The following is a 13,590-nucleotide window of genomic DNA, read 5'->3' as shown; positions in this document are numbered from 1 at the left end:
GATGCACGGGGCAAGCGGCCTAAAAGCTGAATAGCGGGCGGGCCTGCGGACAGGCGCTGCCGACGCGTCGACTAGCCGGCGCGCGCTTTGAAGCGCGGGTCGGTCTTGTTGATCACGTAAACACGGCCACGGCGCTTCACGACCTGGCAATCGCGGTGGCGGTTTTTCAGCGATTTGATCGAGCTGCGGACTTTCATCGTATGGCCTTCGCGTTACAAGCGTAATTCAACGGAGCGCGGGAGATACTGGACGGCAGACGGCCTGTCAACGTGTCGGGTGCGCGATTTCCGCATGACATACAGCCGGCCTCGCCGGCAGATTGCCGCCCCGGCCGGATGCCCTAGTCTTCACCCTTGGGCAAGGGAGGGCGCGAAATGACCCGCAAGACCGCAGCAGACTTCGATCCGAGAATTCTCGACCTCTTCGACGGTTATGTGCACGGCCAGATGAGCAAGCGCGATTTCCTGCGCCGGGCTGGCCGTTTCACGCTCGCCGGTGTCAGTGCGGCGGCCTTGCTGGAAGCCCTTCAGCCCGATTACGCGCTCGCCCTGCAGGTGCCGATTGATGATCCGGACATACGCTCTGAACGGGTGCGCTATGCGTCGCCTGACGGGCATGGGGAGGCCGAGGCTCTGATGGCCCGCCCGCGCGGTGAGGGGCCCTTCGGCGCCGTCCTCGTGGTGCACGAGAATCGCGGCCTGAACCCCTATATCGAGGATGTCGTCCGCCGCTGCGCCAAGGCCGGCTATCTGGCGCTGGGGCCAGACGGCCTGACTTCGCTTGGCGGGTATCCCGGCAATGATGATGACGGTCGCGTCCTGCAGCGTCAGCTCGACCCGCAGCGCTTGCTGGCAGACTTCTTCGCCGGTTTCGAGCACCTCGCAGGACACCCGCTTTCAACCGGACGCGTCGGTGCTGTCGGGTTTTGTTATGGCGGCGGCGTCTGCAATGCTCTCGCCGTGGCCTATCCGGATATGGCCTGTTCGGTGCCCTATTACGGCCGACAGGCGGCTGTTGAAGATGTGCCGGCCATCGAAGCGCCCCTGCAGCTTCACTATGCCGGCAATGATGACCGCATCAATTCCGGCTGGCCGGGCTACCAGGCCGCGCTCGAAGCGGGCGGGAAGACCTTTGAGGCGCATGTCTACCCGGCCGTGAATCACGGCTTTCACAATGACACGACGCCCCGATACGATGACGCGGCGGCAACCTTGGCGTGGTCGCGTACCCTCGACTGGTTCAGCCGCCACATCGGCTGATTGCGAATTGCCGGAGCTGTCATGACGCATTCCCTGGTGCTGCCCCGCCTGATCCGCACCGGCTCGGGTTCGCTTGCCGAGATCGGCAAGCTCCTGGCCTGTTGCGGCGTATCCCGGCCACTAATCGTGACGGACCCGACCATGGTGTCGCTGGGTTATGTCGGGCGACTGACCGCTGCCCTGGCGGAGGCGGGTCTGCCTTGCGGCCTGTTTTCGGAGACCGAGCCGGAACCAACGGAGACGTCGGTGGTCGCGGCGGAAGCCATCCTGCGGGCCGGCCTGGACGGGCAGGCCTTTGACGGTCTGGTGGCACTTGGCGGTGGCAGCGCCATCGACACGGCCAAGGCGCTGGCCGTGCTGGGGCCGCATGGTGGCCGGATGCGGGACTACAAGGTGCCGCGCCTTGTCGATGAGCCCGGTATGCCCGTGATCGCCATTCCGACCACGGCCGGCACCGGGTCTGAGGCGACTCGGGTGACGGTGATCACCGATCCGGAGAATGACGAGAAAATGCTGTGCATGGGCCTCGCCTTCATGCCGGTTGCCGCCATTCTGGACCCGGACCTGACCCTTTCCCTGCCGTCGCGTGTGACGGCAGATACGGGCATTGACGCGCTGACCCATGCCATCGAGGCCTATGTCAGCCGCAAGGCCTCGCCTTTTTCCGACCAGCAGGCTCTGGCCGCAATGCGGCTGATCGCGCCCAATCTGCGCCGGGCCTTCCATGACGGCCAGGACGCGGCGGCTCGGGAGGCCCTGCTTGTCGGCGCCTGTTTCGGCGGCATCGCCTTTTCCAACGCCTCGGTGGCGCTGGTTCATGGCATGAGCCGCCCGATCGGGGCTTTCTTTCACGTTCCGCACGGGCTTTCCAACGCCATGCTTCTGCCTGCCGTGACGGCCTGGTCGATCCCGGCCGCTCCGACACGCTATGCCGATTGCGCACGGGCAATGGGGCTGGTCGGTGAGGGGGCGGGTGACGAGCTTGCCAATGGCGCGCTGCTGGAGGAGTTGCGGGGGTTGAACGCGGAATTGGGTGTCCCCACGCCGACCGGCTTCGGTATCGAGCCCGCTCGCTGGCAGCAATTGCGTCCCTTGATGGCCGAGCAGGCGCTGGCCTCCGGTTCACCGGGCAACAACCCTCGCATACCGACCGCAGACGAGATCATCGCGCTCTATGATGAGGTTTGGGGGTAACACTCGGGCGCTGACAACTGCGTCTTACAACTTCGAAAGTTGCTCCTGCCCGGCACGCTCCATAGTGTGCGCGCCATGACAGGTTTGGGTAAAATGGGTGCCGCCGTTCTGGCGGCCTTTTTCGTGGCTGCGTCGGCTGTATCGGCGGTCCAGCCCGGTTCGATCGACGTTGATGTCGAGCTCGTCCTCGCGGTCGATATCTCTTATTCGGTCGATGAAGAAGAGGCCCGGCGTCAACGTGAGGGCTATGTCGCGGCGCTGGCATCGGAAGATGTGATCCGCTCGATCCAGGGCGGGCCCCTGGGTCGTATCGCGGTGACCTATGTTGAATGGGCTGACAGCGGCTTCCAGCGAGCGGCGGCTGACTGGACCGTGGTCGCCTCCGAGGAAGACGCGCTGGCATTCGCGTCCCAGGTCGCCGCCGCGCCCCTGGAGCGGGGCCATTATACGGCTATCGGGGCGGCCTTGGCAGACGCGGTCAATCGCATAGAAAGCAATGACTACACCGCCCCGCGCCTGATCATCGATATCTCCGGCGATGGACCGCAGAACCAGGGCCTGCCGCTGGATCAGGCCCGAGCCCTGGCCGACAATGCACACGTGGTCGTCAACGGCCTGCCAGTGATTTCTGCCGACTCCGGCCGGTGGGTGCGTCCTGTTGAGGTCAATCTGGACGACTATTTTCGCGATAACGTGATCACCGGGCCGGGAGCCTTTGTGCTGCCCGCGCGGACCGAAGCCGAGTTCCGCGAAGCCATCCTGCGCAAGCTGATCATCGAGATCGCCGGGGCGTTGCCGTCTCCCGGCGAAGTTGACCCTTTTCTTGCGCAACGGACAGGACGGGCGCCGTGAAGCGGACCCGGACCATTATCGGCGCTGCTTGTCTGGCACTTCTTCTGGGTGCGGGCACGGTGCCGGGAGATGCCGACCCGTCTGCCTGGGCACCGGAACCGAGGCCGCATGAATACACTGAGGACGGCCGTGAACGGGTCGATCTGGAATTGGTCCTGGCGGTCGACGTATCGTCCTCGATCGACGAGGCCGAGGCCCGCCGTCAGCGCGAGGGACATGTGGCGGCGCTCGCCGATCCGGACATCATCTCGGCCATCCAGAGCGGCGGCTATGGTCGCATTGCGGTGGTTTACCTGGAATGGGCCGATGCCGACTTCCAGCGCATTGTCGCGCCCTGGACGGTGATCGAGACCGAGGAGGACGCGCAGATCTTTGCCGCGACCCTTGCCACCGCCCCCTTCATTTCCGGTCGCCGGACCGCGATCGGTGCCGCCATCGATACCTCCCTGACCCTGATGGAAGACAATGCCTTCGAGGGTGTGCGCCAGGTGATCGATATTTCCGGTGACGGCCCACAGAATGCCGGGCCCAGCCTGAACGTGGCCCGCGAGCGTGCAGAGGCCGGTCAGGTCACCGTCAACGGCCTGCCGATCGCCGGTGGCCGTCAGCACCCGTTCCGCCCGTCGGTCTCGATTGATGTCAGCGCCTATTTCGAAAATCAGGTGATTGCCGGGCCGGGTGCCTTTATTTCGCCCAGCAATGAGCATGATGATTTCGTGGACGCGCTGCGGCGCAAGCTTATTATCGAAATTGCCGGGCTCGACCCTCTCCGTGTCCTCGAGCCGGCTGTGCTCGTGAGGAATGGATGATCCGTCGACTGCTTCTGCTCGCCGCCAGTTTTTCCCTGATCGCTGCCGATGCTGCAGCCCAGCCCGAAGGCGAGTCTTTCGCCGATTGGCGCGGCGGCTTTCGTGAGCGTTTGATCGCGTCAGGCGCCGAGGAGGCGACTGCGGCCGCTATGCTGGACGGGTTGCAGCCGGAAATGAGGATCATCGAGCGTGATCGCAGCCAGCCGGAATTCGTGCGGCCGCTCTGGTCCTATCTTGATATTGCGGCATCCGATCTGCGTATCCGCAACGGCCGCGATGCATTCGCGGGAAATCGGGATGACGTTGATGCGGTCGCGGCGCATTTCGGTGTGCGGGCGGAAATCCTGATCGCGATCTGGGGCCTTGAGAGCTCTTACGGGGCAATCCCGGGCAATAACGACATCGTCCAGGCGCTGGCGACCCTGGCCTGGGAAGGCCGCCGCCGCGACTGGGCCGAGGCGCAATTGATCGCCGTCGCGGAGATGCTGGAGTCGGGCTATGCGACGCGGCAACAGCTCACCGGTTCCTGGGCCGGAGCGATGGGCCAGATGCAATTCATCCCGACCACCTATCTGGAGCGGGCCCATGACTGGGATGGCGACGGGCGCCGTGATATCTGGACCAATCCTGCCGACGCGCTTGCCTCTGCTGCCAACCTGTTGTCGCGCGCCGGATGGCGTGACGGTGAGCCGGCGATCCGGGAAGTCCGCGTGCCGGTCGGCTTCGACTTTGCCGCCTGGGATCCCGACCAGTCGCGGCTGGTCAGTGACTGGGCCATGCGTGGCCTGCGACCGGCGAGTGGCGAATGGCAGGCAGACGATCTGATGCGCGCGGCGCGGCTGGAGCTTCCGGCCGGTGGCCAGGCGCCGGGCTTTCTCACCTTCCCCAATTTCCGGGTGATCAAGCGCTATAACAATTCGACATCCTACGCGATCGGGGTCGCCCATCTGGCCGACCGCATTGCTGGTGACCCGGCCCTGGTCGGTCCCTGGCCGGAAAACAACCCGCCACTGACCCGCAGCCAGACCCGCGAGGTCCAGGCGACGCTCAATGCCCTGGGTTTTGACAGCGGAACCCCTGACGGGCTTGCAGGCCCGAACACGCGGGCTGCCCTGCGTGATTTCCAGCGGGCGAATGGTCATCTGGCCGACGGCTATCTGGGACGGGCGATGTATGACGCCGTCCTGGCCAGCCGCAGCTCGGATCAGGCCGACTGACGCATGCGGTCATTGCCGTCGAGGCGCTCACGAATTGCCGCCAACATGGTTGTGAGCTGACGCGGATCAATTGGCTTGGCCAGATGGAGGTCCATGCCGGCCTGCTTGTATTCGGCGATCTGATTGGACAGGACATTCGCGGTGACCGCCGCGATTGGCACAGGCGGTCTTCCGAAACCCGCCTCCAGCGCCCGGATGCGGCGCGTTGCCTCGACCCCATCCATGTCCGGCATCTGGATGTCCATAAGGACCGCGTCGATATCACCCCGCAACTCCACTGCGGCGAGGGCTTCCAGACCACTCGCTGCGGGAATGACGTCAACATTGTGCTTTGCCAGCATGGTTTGCAGCACCAGGCGATTGGTCGACACGTCGTCCACGATCAAGACCGTAAAGGGAGTTTCGGACTGTTTGGTCGCCGACTGGGCGATCTCGATCAGCGGAGCTTCAGTTCGCGGCATGCGCAGAGCGACGGTGAAAATGGAGCCGCATCCCGGCCGCGAGCGCACACTGATTTCACCACCCATCAAGGTCGCCAGCTTCCTGCAGATCGGCAGGCCGAGCCCGGTGCCGCCGTAGGCGCGTGTGGTGGAACTGTCCGCCTGTGAGAAAGCCTGGAAAATGGTCTGCAACTTGTGCGCAGGGACCCCGATACCGGTATCAGCAACACAGATTTCCACGCGGTCGGTGCCGTCACCTGGGCTGGTTGAGCATCGAACGGATATCGAAACTGTGCCGATCTGGGTAAATTTGATCGCGTTGCTGACCAGGTTGCTCAGGATCTGCCGGACCCGGGTGGGGTCGCCGCGATACCAGCCCTCGGCGCCTGGATCGATTGAGCTTTCAATCGTGATGCGTTTCTCGACGCAAGCCGGGCGGAAAGCCGAAACGGTCCAGTCAACGATCTGCACCAGGGACATGTCGACGGTTTCCAGCTCGATCTCGCCGGCTTCGATCTTGGACAGGTCCAGCACGTCATTGACGACGGACAGAAGCAAATCCCCGGACGAACAGATGGTGGAAACCATTTCGACTTGCCCCTCGTCGAGGGGCGTGTCGCGCAGGCCGCGGGCCATGCCCAGCACCCCATTGAGCGGTGTTCGGATTTCATGGCTCATCTGGGCCAGGAAATCGGTCTTGGCCGCATTGGCGCGATCGGCTGCCTCGCGTGCGTCCTTGAGGCGTTTCATCGCTCGCTCGATCGAATTGGCTGCAGGACGGAATATGAGGACGGCTTCGGCGATCAGCGTCAGGATGGTCAGGCCGAAGGCGATCCACTCCATGCGCTGGAAACCGGCGACGCGAGCCTGGGCCGCCTGTTCGAAGCCATAGGTCGCAGTATTCAGCCTGGGCAGCAAATTCTGTGATGCAACGAAGAGGGCATTGACCGTTCCGGGTCCGAACTCATCCTGACGCGCTGCATGGGCGGCTGCTATGAAGGCACGACTGGTCCAGTCGACATCCCAGGGGCCTTGATCATAGATGGTGGCAAGTGTCGGGCGTGTCCGGGCCCGGACGACCAGGCGTTCGTGGGATCGGGAAAACAGGTTCAGCGCGCGATCAAATTCGGTAACGGCCTCCCCGTGAAAGGCTTCCGGTTGTGTTGCCAGCAGGGCGAGGCGCTGGCTGAGCATGCGCTGGCGTCCGGCCTCGTTGATCAGCTGGCTGTCGCTGCCGGCATCATGGGCGCTGAACTGCGCGAGAGCGAGAAGGGCACCGGCCAGCACGGCGACCAGGCTCAACGCAAAAATATAGCGCAGGGTCAGCTGTGATCCGGTCATGGGTTGGATTGCCATTTGAGATGCTCGAACTGCGGCGGGTATCCAACCTGTCATAATCAGTCTTGACTAACGCAGTATTGACGCGCCCTGGGCTCAGGGATCCGGCTCGACCTCAACCACCTCGCCCGCGCGGCGGATGCCGGGGTGATACCAGGCGATGGCGGCGGCGATGATGCTCAGCACGACGGCGACATAATAAGGCACCAGGTGTCCGAGCTGGTTGTACATGAACAGCCCGCCGACCGGACCGATGATGAAGCCGAGACCGGCCGTCGCGGTGGTCAGTCCGGCGACGCGGCCCTGTTCTTCCGGCTTCACAGCAATCGAGGCGCCGCCGACAAAGCCCGAGCGCGACAGGCCGAAGGCAAAGCTGATCAGGATGTAGGCAGTGACTATACCGGCATAGTTCGGCGCGATGATCATCAGGCCGAAACCGGCAATCGTGATCACCGCGCCCCAGGCCATCAACACGCGGGCGCTGGCCTTCATGGCGGGGATCACCACCAATTGCGCGACGATCAGGGCACCGGCACCGGCGGCGAGGGCGATCGCCGACATCTGCAGTCCCTCGGCTTCGTCCAGGCCCAGTGAATCCATAATGAAGAAGGCCAGGGTCGACAGGCTCAGCGACTGGACGATCCAGGTCACACAGCCATAGCCGACAAAGGGAGCGATGCGCGGGTCGGCGGCAAAGGCGAATTGCTTGAACGGGTTGATCGGGCGGCTCTGCTGTTTCGGCGGCGATTGTTCCGGCAGCTTGAACCAGACTGCGACGGCCCCGGCCGCCACGGTTGCCGAGATGATGACCATGAAGATTGGCACGCCCACCAGCTCGACCAGGGTCGCCGCCAGGGTCGGACCGATGACGGCGCCCATGCCGAAGGCAGCGGTCATTCCGGCCAATGCCTCCGTGCGTTCGGCCGGTGAGGTCCGGTCCGCGACATAGGCCTGGGCTGCCGGATTGGTTGCCGAGCCGAGGGAGCCGAACAGGGTGCGGGCCAGCGCCATGGCAAAGATTGCGGCCAGCGGTGGTACCCAACCGCTCTCGCCGGCCCAGGCGGCGCCGGCAAAGATCAGGGTGGAGCAGGCAAAGGCCGACAGGCCGAAGACAATGAAGGGCTTGCGCCCGCGCCGGTCGGACAGGGCGCCCCAGATCGGCGTCATGGTCATGAAAAGGACCGCCGACACGGTATAGATCGCACCGACCCAGTATTCCGGCACGGCCAGCCCGCGCGCCAGCGGCGGCAGGATGGCGAACAGCATGTTGTTGCCGATGCCGGTCGCCATCAGGCACAGGAAGAGCAAGCGAAACGCGCCGCGGCGCTCGGCCTGGCTGGATGGATTGGCCGGATCATAAAACGGTGTCATCCGCGTCATGTAGACCGCGTCCCCGGCCAGCGTCCAATCTCAAAGCCGAAAGGCGGCCATCCGAAATTGCGCCGGCCTCGGGTAAACAGCCATCTAACGCCCGTTCAACCGGACATTAAGCTTAACCCGTCATAGTGCCCTCAACTCGGGTGGAACAACCGCCCGGCAAATGTGGTGGACGGGTAGATGTTTCAGATTATCGGCATAGTCGTCGTTTTCGTGATGGTGTTTGGCGGCTTTTCGCTCGCTGGCGGCCATTTCGACGTGATCATGAAGGCCTTGCCCTTCGAAATGATGATGATCGGCGGCGCCGCCGTCGGCGCTTTCCTGATCGGCAACAAGCCTAAAACGGTGTTCAAGACGCTGGGGGACCTCTCCAAGGTCTTCACCGGTCCCAAATGGAAGGGGCAGGACTATACCGACCTGTTGTCCTTGTTGTTTTTGCTAACGAAAACAATGAAGACCAAAGGGGTGATTGCGCTGGAAAGCCATATCGAAAACCCCACTGAAAGCACCATCTTCACCCGCTTCCCGCGCATCATGAAGGACCATTTCGCGGTCGACTTCATCTGCGACACGCTGCGTATGATGACGATGAACCTGGAAGATCCGCACCAGGTCGAGGACGCGATGGAAAAACAGCTGGAAAAGCACCATCACGAAGCCGCCGACCCGGCCCACGCCATGCAGACCATGGCCGATGGCCTGCCGGCCCTGGGTATCGTCGCGGCCGTGCTCGGCGTCATCAAGACCATGGGTGCGATCGAGAGCCCGCCGGCCGTGCTGGGTGGCTATATCGGTGGCGCGCTGGTCGGGACCTTCCTCGGCGTGTTCATCGCCTACGGTTTTGTCGGCCCCTTTGCTGCCTACATGCAGGCCGTCTATGACGAGGAGCATTCCTTCTACAAGATCATCCAGGATGTGCTCGTCGCACACCTGCACGGCAATGCCGCCCAGATCTCGGTCGAGATCGGTCGCGGTGGTGTTCCCTCCAAGATGCAGCCCAGCTTCTCGGAGCTGGAGACCGCACTGGACGCAATTCCCGCCGAAGCGGCCTGATCCAAAAAGGCAGCAACCGGGTTCCTGGCGCGGGGTCGAAAGACCTCGCGCCTTTGTTTTTGTGCAATCGCTCACTATCTCGGGGCTGGCAGTTCCGGAAATTGGGTCTAGAAGAGCGGCATGAAAATCAAGGACAGCGAAATTCTGATCGTGCCGGGGCTGGGCAATGCCTCGCCCTTTCACTGGCAGAGCCGTTGGGCGGACAAGATGTCTACGGCCCGTCGTGTCGAACAGGATGACTGGGACCGTCCCGAGCGTGATGCCTGGACAGCACGGCTGATCGAAGAGGTCCAGCGCGCCGAAAAACCGGTCATTCTGGTCGCCCATTCGGTGGGTGTCCTTACCGTCGCCCATGCCGCCCCGGACATGGTCGGCAAGGTGGCGGGCGCCTTTCTGGTCGGCGCGTCCGATTGGGAACGGCCGGAGCTCAAGGAGAAGTTTGGCGTTCACGGGTTCGATCCGGTGCCGCGCAAGCCGCTCGGCTTTCCGGCCTTGGTGCTGGCAAGTTCCAACGACCCGACCTGCGATCTCGACAAGGCGGAAGGCTGGGCCCGCGACTGGGATGTCCGCTTTGGCAATGCCGGCGAGGCCGGGCATTTCGAGGCCGAAAGCGGTCATGGTCCCTGGCCGGAAGGCCTGATGGCCTTCGCCAAATTCACCCAGTCCCTGCAACCTCCCGCGGCATGACCCCGGACGGGCTTTATTGCGATCCGGCCGAACTCGACTGGTCGCAACCGAGCGGCCCGCGTGCCAGAGCCTATGGGGATGTTTATTTCTCGGCCGAGGACGGGCTGGAGGAGGCGCGCGCGGTTTTCCTGCGCGGTTGCGGGCTGCCTGAGGCCTGGACCGGACGCCGCCATTATGTTGTTGGCGAGTTGGGGTTCGGCACCGGGCTCAACGCTCTGGCCCTTTGGCAGCTCTGGCGCCAGACGCGCCCGACCGATGGTTGGCTCGACTTCGTCACAGTGGAAAAGCATCCGCTTGATCGGGATGCCGCGGCCCGGGCCTTCGCCGCCTGGCCCGAACTGTCAGACCTCGCCTCGCGCCTGCTGACGCAATGGCCGAGCCGATTGCGTGGGCCGCAAAGGCTGGTCTTTCCCGAGGACGGCTTCGCTATCACCATCTTCCAGGACGAGGTCGAGGCGGCGCTGTCGCAAATGACCCGTCCGGTTGATGCCTGGTTCCTCGACGGGTTCGCACCCGACCGGAATGCGGCGATGTGGTCGCAGGCAGTTTTCAACCGGCTCGGCGAGCTGTCGGTGCCCGGTACTCGGGTCGGGACGTTCACCGTTGCCGGCTTCGTTCGGCGCGGACTGGCGGAAGCCGGCTTTGACGTCGCCAAACGCCCCGGCTTCGGCCGCAAGCGCGAGCGACTGGAGGCGGTCTGGCCGGGCGAGGCGGTGGATGGAAGTCTGGCCAATGTGGATGGACCCGTGGCGGTTCTTGGCGCGGGGATTGCGGGCGCGAGCCTTGTTCATGCCCTGCGCCGTCGCGGCATCGAGACTGTGCTGATTGACGCCCATGGAGTTGCCAGTGGTGCGTCCGGTGCGCCCGCCGGCTTGCTGACGCCGCGTCTCGAAAAGGCAGACCGGCCGCATGTCCGGGCGACGCTGGCCGCCTTTGATTTCGCCCGCCGCCTGTATGACGGGCGGCCGGGCTTTCATGCCGAGCCGGTCCGCCGCCTGCCCAAGGATGAGCGCGAAGCCGAACGTTTCGCGATTCTCGCCGACTGGATGCCGGATCATCTCGACTGGACCGGCGAGGCACTGGTCATGCCCGGCGCGGGACGCTTCGAGCCGGCGAGGCTGGTCGCTGATCTTGTCGCAGATGCGCAGTGTCACCGCGCTCGGATAGGCCGGGTCGAGCCGCTTGGGAGCGGTATCGGACTGTATGACGACGCGGGGGAGTGCCGGTTCGAGGTTGCCCATCTGGTGATCGCAGCCGGTGCCGGTGCGCGGCGATTCTATCCCGATCTCCAGCCCAGTGCCGGACAACTGGCCGTGTTTGACGGTGCCCCACCGGACATGCCGACAGCCTGGGGGAATTATGCCTGCGCGGCGCCGGGCGGTGTGCTCGTCGGCGCGACCCACGACCGCGGCGACCAGGTGGGGCCGGAAGACGTGGCGGAAGCCGGTTTTCGCGCCTCGGTCGCCGAGCGCATGCCGGGTCTGGCTTTGGGTCCGGTTCAGGGGCGTTGGCAGGGCGTGCGGGCTGCCACGCCGGACCGGCTGCCGGTCGCAGGTAGATTGAGTGAACGTGTCTCGATACTGGCCGGCCTGGGTTCACGCGGCTTTGCGCACGCCCCCTTGCTGGCCGAGGACCTGGCCAGTGAGCTTATGGGCGGGGTTCCGGCATTGGCCCAAACTGGTCGCGAGGCCATGGCTCCCGGTCGATTCGCAGAACGCCGGTCACGGCGCGCCGGTCAGGGCGCTGCCGGATAGGTCGGCCATGTAGGTGGGTCTGTCGATGATTGCGATGCGCAGCGATGCGATCGGGCAATCGGTTCCAAGGCAGGCCGGATCGACCCGGATTGCCATCCCCTCAGCCCTCGATGCCTCGAGCGCGACCGGGCCAACAGTGACCGCGACAGCGGCACCCGAGGCATAGGGCAGGGTCAGCGGCAAGGCGATCCCGATCGCCAGGAGTGCCGCGATAAATACCGGTCTGGTCGCCATGTCCTGCCTCCTGCTGCACATGCTCCTTGAAAGGGTGCGCTCCAATGATGCCGCTGCATGGCCCTTTGGATGCAAACCGTGCCGACAAAAACGGTGCGGGATTTGCACGGGACGCGGGCAAGCGCGCGTTCTGACGCGTATCGAGACAAGGTGGTGCAACATGGTCCTGGCTACGGGTGAAGGTTTTGTCGATCGGCGTTCCGGTTCGCGACATGTGTGGTTCCTGAATTCTGCTTTCGACAGGATCGGCATGGATGTCGCCATGCGCCGGATCACCGAGCGCCCGGCCACAAGCCCGTTTGCCTTTGTCGTCACACCCAATGTCGACCATCTGGTGCGTCTGGAAACCGATACGGTCCTGGCGACGCTCTACGCCCAGGCCTGGCTGACGGTTTGTGACAGCCGGGTCCTGGAGCTGATTGGTCGTATTTCCGGGGAAGCCATCGACGTCACGCCGGGCTCGGATCTCACTGAGCGTCTGTTCGACACGGCCATCGATCCTGACCAACCCCTGACTGTTATCGGTGGCACCAAAGCCGTCATCGATGCCGTGACAGCACGTTACAATCTGACCGATGTGCGTTGGCATGAACCGCCCATGGGGTTACGCGACAACCGCGAGGCGGTTGAAGCCTGTGCCCGTTTTGTTGCCGAAAACCCGTCGCGCTTCACGCTGTTCTGTGTTGGCTCGCCGCAGCAGGAAATGATCGCGGAAGCCTGCCTCGACCGTGGCGATTGTACCGGTGTCGGCCTGTGCGTCGGAGCGTCTCTGGATTTCCTGGCCGGAACGGCGCGGCGAGCTCCGGGCTGGGTGCAGAAACTGCGTCTGGAATGGTTGCACCGTCTGGTCCAGGAGCCGTCCCGCATGTGGCGTCGCTATCTGGTCGAGGGACCGAAAATCCTGCTGTTGTGGCAGCGCTGGCGCAAGACTCGCCGTTCCATGCGCAAGCTGGAAATGACGTTGGGATCACCGGAACGGGTCAAGGAGCGCAATCTCCATATTCGCATCCGCAATCTGGAACGTCAGCTCGCCGACCGCGACTGACCCTGCCTGATTGCCTTTTGCGGCGGTGCGACATAGCTTTCGCGCCGCGATGGTTCCCTCACGGGAATAATAGGGAAGCTGCTCAGGCCTTCGGGCCAAGTCCAGCGCTGTTCCCGCAGCCGTAGGCGGCGAGCGGTGAGGCACAAAGCCACTGGGGGTGACCCTGGGAAGGCGCTTCATCCGCATTGACCCGCAAGCCGGAAGACCTGCCGTCGCTGTCGTCTGTCCGCTCGTGCGGGAGCTCACGAGACCGGCGCGGTATTTCCGTTTCTGACGACTCCTCTGCAACCAGCCGGAGGCCGCCCTGGCCCCCGGCCCCAATGCTATGGAG

At 64.1% G+C, this 13,590-nt stretch carries 13 protein-coding genes and 1 riboswitch; of the genes, 9 read left to right on the top strand and 4 right to left on the bottom strand.

Annotated features, from left to right (window positions below; all coding sequences use genetic code 11):
• Positions 1 to 71 precede the first annotated feature (71 nt).
• The gene (gene ykgO, locus MMAR10_RS13055) at positions 72 to 197 is read right to left on the bottom strand and encodes a type B 50S ribosomal protein L36 (RefSeq protein WP_011644457.1); all 126 of its coding nucleotides are present in this window, start codon (positions 195 to 197) and stop codon (positions 72 to 74) included.
• A 177-nt stretch (positions 198 to 374) separates the two neighbouring features.
• Here ykgO and yghX point away from each other — a divergent pair, with 177 nt between their 5' ends.
• The 5 genes from yghX to MMAR10_RS13030 all read left to right on the top strand — a co-directional run bounded on the left by yghX (position 375) and on the right by MMAR10_RS13030 (position 5,331).
• On the top strand, positions 375 to 1,259 hold the full coding sequence (yghX, locus tag MMAR10_RS13050) for a YghX family hydrolase (RefSeq protein ID WP_011644456.1): 885 nt from the start codon (positions 375 to 377) through the stop codon (positions 1,257 to 1,259).
• A gap of 21 nt (positions 1,260 to 1,280) precedes the next feature.
• On the top strand, positions 1,281 to 2,453 hold the full coding sequence (locus tag MMAR10_RS13045; RefSeq protein ID WP_011644455.1) for an iron-containing alcohol dehydrogenase: 1,173 nt from the start codon (positions 1,281 to 1,283) through the stop codon (positions 2,451 to 2,453).
• Positions 2,454 to 2,528: 75 nt separating this feature from the next.
• Positions 2,529 to 3,305 (top strand): DUF1194 domain-containing protein, encoded by a 777-nt coding sequence (locus MMAR10_RS13040; protein WP_083759582.1) that lies wholly within the window; start codon positions 2,529 to 2,531, stop codon positions 3,303 to 3,305.
• Positions 3,302 to 4,114, top strand: coding sequence for a DUF1194 domain-containing protein (locus MMAR10_RS13035; RefSeq protein ID WP_011644453.1), 813 nt, complete (start codon positions 3,302 to 3,304; stop codon positions 4,112 to 4,114). Before MMAR10_RS13040 ends, MMAR10_RS13035 begins: the two co-directional genes overlap by 4 nt.
• A complete protein-coding gene (locus tag MMAR10_RS13030) occupies positions 4,111 to 5,331 on the top strand; it encodes a lytic murein transglycosylase (protein ID WP_011644452.1) in 1,221 nt (406 codons plus the stop codon). Before MMAR10_RS13035 ends, MMAR10_RS13030 begins: the two co-directional genes overlap by 4 nt.
• Here the strand turns inward: MMAR10_RS13030 and MMAR10_RS13025 are convergent.
• Positions 5,319 to 7,112 (bottom strand): ATP-binding protein, encoded by a 1,794-nt coding sequence (locus tag MMAR10_RS13025; protein ID WP_011644451.1) that lies wholly within the window; start codon positions 7,110 to 7,112, stop codon positions 5,319 to 5,321. The two genes, MMAR10_RS13030 and MMAR10_RS13025, sit on opposite strands and share 13 nt — an antisense overlap.
• A gap of 93 nt (positions 7,113 to 7,205) precedes the next feature.
• Complete coding sequence (locus MMAR10_RS13020) at positions 7,206 to 8,489, bottom strand: MFS transporter (protein WP_011644450.1); 1,284 nt, start codon at positions 8,487 to 8,489, stop codon at positions 7,206 to 7,208.
• 177 nt (positions 8,490 to 8,666) lie between these two features.
• Between MMAR10_RS13020 and motA the strand changes: the two genes are divergently transcribed.
• From motA to mnmD, 3 genes are all read left to right on the top strand, one after another.
• Complete coding sequence (gene motA, locus MMAR10_RS13015; protein WP_011644449.1) at positions 8,667 to 9,539, top strand: flagellar motor stator protein MotA; 873 nt, start codon at positions 8,667 to 8,669, stop codon at positions 9,537 to 9,539.
• A 120-nt stretch (positions 9,540 to 9,659) separates the two neighbouring features.
• A complete protein-coding gene (locus MMAR10_RS13010) occupies positions 9,660 to 10,226 on the top strand; it encodes an RBBP9/YdeN family alpha/beta hydrolase (RefSeq protein WP_011644448.1) in 567 nt (188 codons plus the stop codon).
• A complete protein-coding gene (gene mnmD / locus MMAR10_RS13005; RefSeq protein WP_011644447.1) occupies positions 10,223 to 11,980 on the top strand; it encodes a tRNA (5-methylaminomethyl-2-thiouridine)(34)-methyltransferase MnmD in 1,758 nt (585 codons plus the stop codon). The genes MMAR10_RS13010 and mnmD overlap by 4 nt, the downstream gene beginning before the upstream one ends.
• Here mnmD and MMAR10_RS13000 read toward each other — a convergent pair.
• Positions 11,948 to 12,214, bottom strand: coding sequence for a hypothetical protein (locus MMAR10_RS13000; RefSeq protein WP_011644446.1), 267 nt, complete (start codon positions 12,212 to 12,214; stop codon positions 11,948 to 11,950). The two genes, mnmD and MMAR10_RS13000, sit on opposite strands and share 33 nt — an antisense overlap.
• Positions 12,215 to 12,374: 160 nt before the next feature.
• Between MMAR10_RS13000 and MMAR10_RS12995 the strand changes: the two genes are divergently transcribed.
• Positions 12,375 to 13,259 (top strand): WecB/TagA/CpsF family glycosyltransferase, encoded by an 885-nt coding sequence (locus MMAR10_RS12995; protein ID WP_011644445.1) that lies wholly within the window; start codon positions 12,375 to 12,377, stop codon positions 13,257 to 13,259.
• A gap of 33 nt (positions 13,260 to 13,292) precedes the next feature.
• A riboswitch (cobalamin riboswitch) is annotated at positions 13,293 to 13,488 on the top strand.
• Positions 13,489 to 13,590 lie beyond the last annotated feature (102 nt).

The sequence above is a fragment of the Maricaulis maris MCS10 genome, assembly GCF_000014745.1.
Classification (GTDB): Bacteria; Pseudomonadota; Alphaproteobacteria; order Caulobacterales; family Maricaulaceae; genus Maricaulis; species Maricaulis maris_A.
The sequence above is the reverse complement of the archived record's forward strand: the minus strand, read 5'-3'. Positions and strand labels throughout refer to the sequence as shown.

Excerpts from the sequence above, each read along its gene's own strand:
- ykgO (WP_011644457.1), bottom strand. The coding sequence starts at position 197 with ATGAAAGTCCGCAGCTCGATCAAATCGCTGAAAAACCGCCACCGCGAT.
- yghX (WP_011644456.1), top strand. The coding sequence starts at position 375 with ATGACCCGCAAGACCGCAGCAGACTTCGATCCGAGAATTCTCGACCTC.
- MMAR10_RS13045 (WP_011644455.1), top strand. The coding sequence starts at position 1,281 with ATGACGCATTCCCTGGTGCTGCCCCGCCTGATCCGCACCGGCTCGGGT.
- MMAR10_RS13040 (WP_083759582.1), top strand. The coding sequence starts at position 2,529 with ATGACAGGTTTGGGTAAAATGGGTGCCGCCGTTCTGGCGGCCTTTTTC.
- MMAR10_RS13030 (WP_011644452.1), top strand. The coding sequence starts at position 4,111 with ATGATCCGTCGACTGCTTCTGCTCGCCGCCAGTTTTTCCCTGATCGCT.
- MMAR10_RS13025 (WP_011644451.1), bottom strand. The coding sequence starts at position 7,112 with ATGACCGGATCACAGCTGACCCTGCGCTATATTTTTGCGTTGAGCCTG.
- MMAR10_RS13020 (WP_011644450.1), bottom strand. The coding sequence starts at position 8,489 with ATGACGCGGATGACACCGTTTTATGATCCGGCCAATCCATCCAGCCAG.
- motA (WP_011644449.1), top strand. The coding sequence starts at position 8,667 with ATGTTTCAGATTATCGGCATAGTCGTCGTTTTCGTGATGGTGTTTGGC.
- MMAR10_RS13010 (WP_011644448.1), top strand. The coding sequence starts at position 9,660 with ATGAAAATCAAGGACAGCGAAATTCTGATCGTGCCGGGGCTGGGCAAT.
- mnmD (WP_011644447.1), top strand. The coding sequence starts at position 10,223 with ATGACCCCGGACGGGCTTTATTGCGATCCGGCCGAACTCGACTGGTCG.
- MMAR10_RS13000 (WP_011644446.1), bottom strand. The coding sequence starts at position 12,214 with ATGGCGACCAGACCGGTATTTATCGCGGCACTCCTGGCGATCGGGATC.
- MMAR10_RS12995 (WP_011644445.1), top strand. The coding sequence starts at position 12,375 with ATGGTCCTGGCTACGGGTGAAGGTTTTGTCGATCGGCGTTCCGGTTCG.